This window comes from Geobacillus sp. WSUCF1 (assembly GCF_000422025.1).
GTDB classification, from domain to species: domain Bacteria; phylum Bacillota; class Bacilli; order Bacillales; family Anoxybacillaceae; genus Geobacillus; species Geobacillus zalihae.
This window is the reverse complement of sequence record NZ_ATCO01000095.1, coordinates 1-5051: the sequence shown is the minus strand read 5'-3', so window position 1 is coordinate 5051 and position 5051 is coordinate 1. Positions and strand designations below refer to the sequence as shown.

Genomic DNA, 5051 nt, shown 5'->3' with positions numbered 1-5051 from the left:
ACAAAAATTCCGTACCGAAAAGCGATTTTTACATATTTTCTGTACTCCGAGTTCGACAGTTTGAAGTCCAATTTTAGGCAAGCACAATTTAGAAAAAGCCTTTTATATCAAAGGATTTAAGGTCTATACACTAGAAAATACGTTGATTTTCGTAGGCACACGCTTCGTAAATTAGTCCTTTTAATATCGGGGTTTATGAGTTATAACGTAAGAACATATAAATCAGCATGCGAAACTCACTTTAAAGCATCGCCAAAACTTTGTGGCTGTAGGCGTTGGATCTGCTTCTAAGAATCCTACATATCCAGCATCACTCATAGATACACGCGTGAAGTATGCCTAATCGCTCATCAACCCTTATGTATCAAGGCTGGTGAGCAATTTGTTTGCCTAGTAAGTGTCGAACTCGGGCCAACCTTTGGAAAATTTATTTTTTGCAATTCTTTAAATTGAACCTGCCATTGTTCTAATGCTTTTATCGTCGGTGACAGGTTAACTTTATATAATTCTAATGTTTAATTAATTGTTCTTTGGAGTTCTGCAATCGGACTATCGATACTAGTGTAGATTTTGCTTAATGATAAACTTAATTGTTTAACACTATCTAAAACAGTTTGCATAGAATCAGTTGCACCAGCAAAACTGTTCCTTAACGTACTAATTGATTCTAAGAATGGAGCAATGGATTGTATATGTAATTGTGTTTCCCTCAATCTCGAGGCTAATGTATTAAAGGCAATCGATAGTTCAGGTTGATAAAATACCGAATTGAAATGTCGGCTTATGTTTGAGCCAAGATTTATTCTCGTTATTAATTCTGTCTACTCCCGAAGCATTTCACTCAATGGTGAAAACGACTCTACTGTCCTTGTAAGACTTTTAATAATTTCTCTGTCTAATCCTACTCGCATGCATTTCTTCTCCCTTTATAACGATTTATACAAAAACAGATGCCCCTATAAGAGACATCTGTTCTCGTTGTCACGCATTCATCGGCCAGTCTTTATATTGCTGTTCGGCTTGTTCCATGAATTTGTTTGTTAAGAATTGCAATTGTTGGCCGGTAATTTTTTCTCTGATGAGTACTTGCTTGACAGCTAATTTGACCTTGGCGTAGACATCTCGGCGGTAAGGACTTGTCCAGTCTACGGCTAATTGTTTCTTTAAAGCTTTGACCACCTTATGGATTAGACTAGCAAGAAACTCGTTTGAGAACGCTTCCTGCCCCATAGCAGTGATCGCCTTGTAAAACTCAATTTCTTCCTCTGACAATCCCAAGTCGTGCCGCTTGCGCATTTCTTCTTCCATTTCTTTGCGCATGTTAATCATAACCCGGATCACATCAGCAGCCTGAATGACACGATTATGATAATCCCTTAACGTTTTCTCTAGAAGTTCGCTTAACGCCTTTGACTGTGGGCTTCCTTGGCTAAATGTCACTTTAATTTGGTCCTCTAAAAGTTTTTTCAGCAACTTTAAGCGCAAGTCTACATGCTCTTTTTTCGTTAAATCTGCTAAGAACGCTTCGTCCAATATGCTGATATCTGGGCGTTCAATTCCTGCTATTTGGAAAATGTCAACAGTTTCTTTCGCTAATAGACTATTGTCAATAAGTTCTGATAATCGCTCTTCTAATGTTTTATTTTCACTCGGTTTTTCAATTGGTGGCCGCAAATGTTTGCGAAGTTGTGCTTTCATCATTAAATAAAGCATAACCTCATCTGCAAGTTCAAGCACTTCCGGCTGATGTTTCACCAACTGATACGATTTTTCTAGTTTGGTAGCTGCTTGGATATATTCCTCGGGATCTCGATTTAAAAGCATGTTAACAAGATCTGCAATGAAGTCTTCGCGCTCTATCTTTGGTTTTGCCCGCCAGTTTTGAACATCAATCTCACTTGGAATAAATCCCCTTACTGTCTCCAGATGATTCATAAAGATGTTAACGGCCTCTGAAATATCATAAGTAGGACTTCCCGTTCCGCCGCTTTGCGTATATTTATGAGTTGCTTCTTTCAGAGAAGTGGCAATGCCAATATAATCAACGACTACACCGCCTTCTTTTCCTGGAAACACTCGGTTTACACGGGCAATGGCTTGCATAAGATTGTGTCCCCTCATTGGCTTATCGACATAAAGATAGGAAAGCGGTTTAGCGTCCATTCCTGTTAACCACATATCGACGACAATGACAAATTTCAAAGGGTCTTCTGGGTCACGAAGTTTGGCTTTCACTTCTTCTTGCTCTTTTTTCGACTTAATATGCGCATATTTGCTTCCCGGCTGAACCTCTCGCCACTCTTTAGGATCCTTTGATACATCTCCTGTCATAATCACTTCAACAGGAGGGCATTCTGGAATCTCTCTTAGATAATTATACAAATCAACCGCAATTCGCCGGCTCATGCAGACAATCATGGCTTTTTGAAATGGATTGGCGACTTGGTTAAAATGTGATACGATATCTTTGGCTAAACGACGGAGCCGTTTTGGAGTACCGACGACTTTTTCCAGAGCGGCCCATTTTCTTTTATAGCTCTCTGACTCTTTATCGTCTCCCCCTGCTTCTTCGATAATTTCTCTGTATTTTTCATCAATGTCCTCAGTAGATAAATCAAGCGGAATTAGACGGCTCTCATAGTAAATTGGCAATGTCGCTTTGTCTTCGACCGCCTGAGCCATATCGTAGCGGTGGATAATATGTCCGAAAATTTCTTCTGTATTGTTATCAACAAAATCGACCGGGGTTCCTGTAAACCCAATATAGGAAGCGTTCGGCAAAGCATAACGCAACTGAGCGGCAAATCCGCCCGTAAAACCGGCTTGGGTACGGTGTGCTTCATCGGCAATCACAACAATGTTTCGTCTTTCCGATAAAACAGGGTGTCGGGTTTCTCCTTCTTTTTTACGGAATTTTTCAATAGTGGAGAAAATAATTTGTCCCGCTTCCCCTCTCAGTAATGTTCGCAACTGTTCGGTACTTTCCGCGTGATGCACATGACCGATGTATGATTTCCCTTGCACAAACGTATCATGCAACTGTTCGTCTAGGTCATTACGATCCACTTGAATGACAATAGATGGGTTTTCCATTTCCGGATGGCGAGACAAAATTCCTGCGAAAAATAACATGCTTAGCGATTTGCCCGAACCCGTTGTATGATACATTACCCCGATTTTCCGGTCTCCGTCAGGCCGCGTCGCACGGATCGCTTCATTGACAGCGAAGTTTACGCCAAAAAATTGGTGATATTTCGCGCCGATTTTTGTAATTTTGCTTCCTTCCTCCAAAAAGACAATAAAATTACGAATATAATTTAGCAGACGGTCTTTTGGAAATAATCCTTCAATCAGCGTGCGCATCGTATTAGCACGGTTGTTATCGACATTTCGCCCATCAATCGATTTCCATGAGGCAAAGAAATCGTAATCGGCAAACGGCATCCCATGCTTCGTTTCCACGTTATCGGAAATAACAACAAAAGCGTTGTAGTTAAATAATTGCGAAATATCATATGTATAGTTTTGAATTTGGGTATATGCATCATAAACAGTCGCTTGCTCGTTGTTCGGATTTTTTAACTCAAATACAATCAGCGGTAAACCGTTAATATATATAACGATATCTGGCCGGCGGGACATGCGCCCTTCAATCGGCAATTGATTGACCACTAAAAAGTCATTGTTCTCCGGATGTTCCCAATCGATCGGGAAGACATGAGGCGTGTACGTTTCATCGTTTACCTCATAAGAAAATTCAAGTCCTTTCGTCAACATTTGGTGAAAATGCATATTTCGGTTGATCAGTTTTACCCTATCCGGCGCCGTTAAGGAGATTTTATTCCATTACCTATCAAATTACGTAAAGGCATGGATCAAAAATTCGTCAACCCCCTTCCGCCAAAGAACTGACCCTTCTGGAACGAGAAGTAGGACTCATTCAACGGCAGCATTCCTTAACTGCTAAAGCCTTCCTGACGCTATGTGCATAGGGAGATGGTTCGCTTGGGGGTCAGTCGCTTCAGCGGCTATGCGCCGATTTGGCGCTCTGGTATGGTTGCTCCCTCCCTGTTCCAAGCTCGAATGTATTGGCATCAACAGGAGGGAATCGAGATCAGTGAACGGAAAGCGCCCGATCTCCTCCAATCGTATTAGCATCGGTTTCTTTTGCATTCTCAAACGATGAAAACCGATCTTCCCTCTCTCTCTGATGTTAGTCTAGATTATACAACGAATAGAGAAATGAATTGAGCGTTTTTCACAAAAAATGGTGATGAACCTATTTTTATCAAAGTAAAAGATGATAATAAGATTATCTCAGACTGGAAAGCTCGGCAAATAGCCGAGCTTTTTGTCATTGTCATTTTTATTGTCAAAATAACAAAAATTCTTATCTTATTATGTTACTATTGACTCCCGTTAGCCACCCATGCATCGCTTCGCGACATCACAGATGATGGAAGTTCATTCGTTCTTCCATGGGAGTTGATTAAAGAAATATCTTTATCATGAAAAAAGGATAACCAAATGGCATCCCTTACATTTTTTGAACACAAAGTTTATTCTTTAACTTTTAGCAATCGCATGCTGTTTAATGTTACGATTAATGTTGCTCCCATATCGGCAAATATCGCTAACCATAGCGTTAACCAACCAGGCACAATTAACAGTAATGCCAATGCCTTAATCCCTAAAGAGAAAGTAATGTTTTGCTTAATAATCGCTAAAGCTTTGCGGCTCAATTTAATCGTATATGGCAATTTGCTTAAATCATCAGACATTAAGACAATATCGGCTGTTTCTAGGGCTGTATCGGTTCCAGCACCGCCCATCGCCACACCAACGGTTGAAGCTGCAAGAGCTGGTGCATCGTTCACACCATCTCCAACCATCGCCACGCTTTGATGCTTGTCACGAAGCTCTTTGATGAAATTCAGTTTATCTTCTGGAAGTAAATCGGCTTTAATATCGGAAACGCCGACTTGTTTTCCGATGGCTTCGGCTGTTCTTTGGTTATCCCCTGTCAACATTACCGTTTTTTCAATACCGAC

The 5051-nt window shown here is 40.6% G+C and carries 1 protein-coding gene and 1 pseudogene; both read right to left on the bottom strand.

What is annotated here, in order from left to right; translation table 11 throughout:
• Positions 1–981: 981 nt before the first annotated feature.
• A pseudogene (locus tag I656_RS06610) lies at positions 982–3831 on the bottom strand (type I restriction endonuclease subunit R); the annotation flags it as partial.
• 728 nt (positions 3832–4559) lie between these two features.
• On the bottom strand, positions 4560–5051 hold a 492-nt coding region (locus I656_RS06615), incomplete at its 5' end, for an HAD-IC family P-type ATPase (protein ID WP_020755401.1).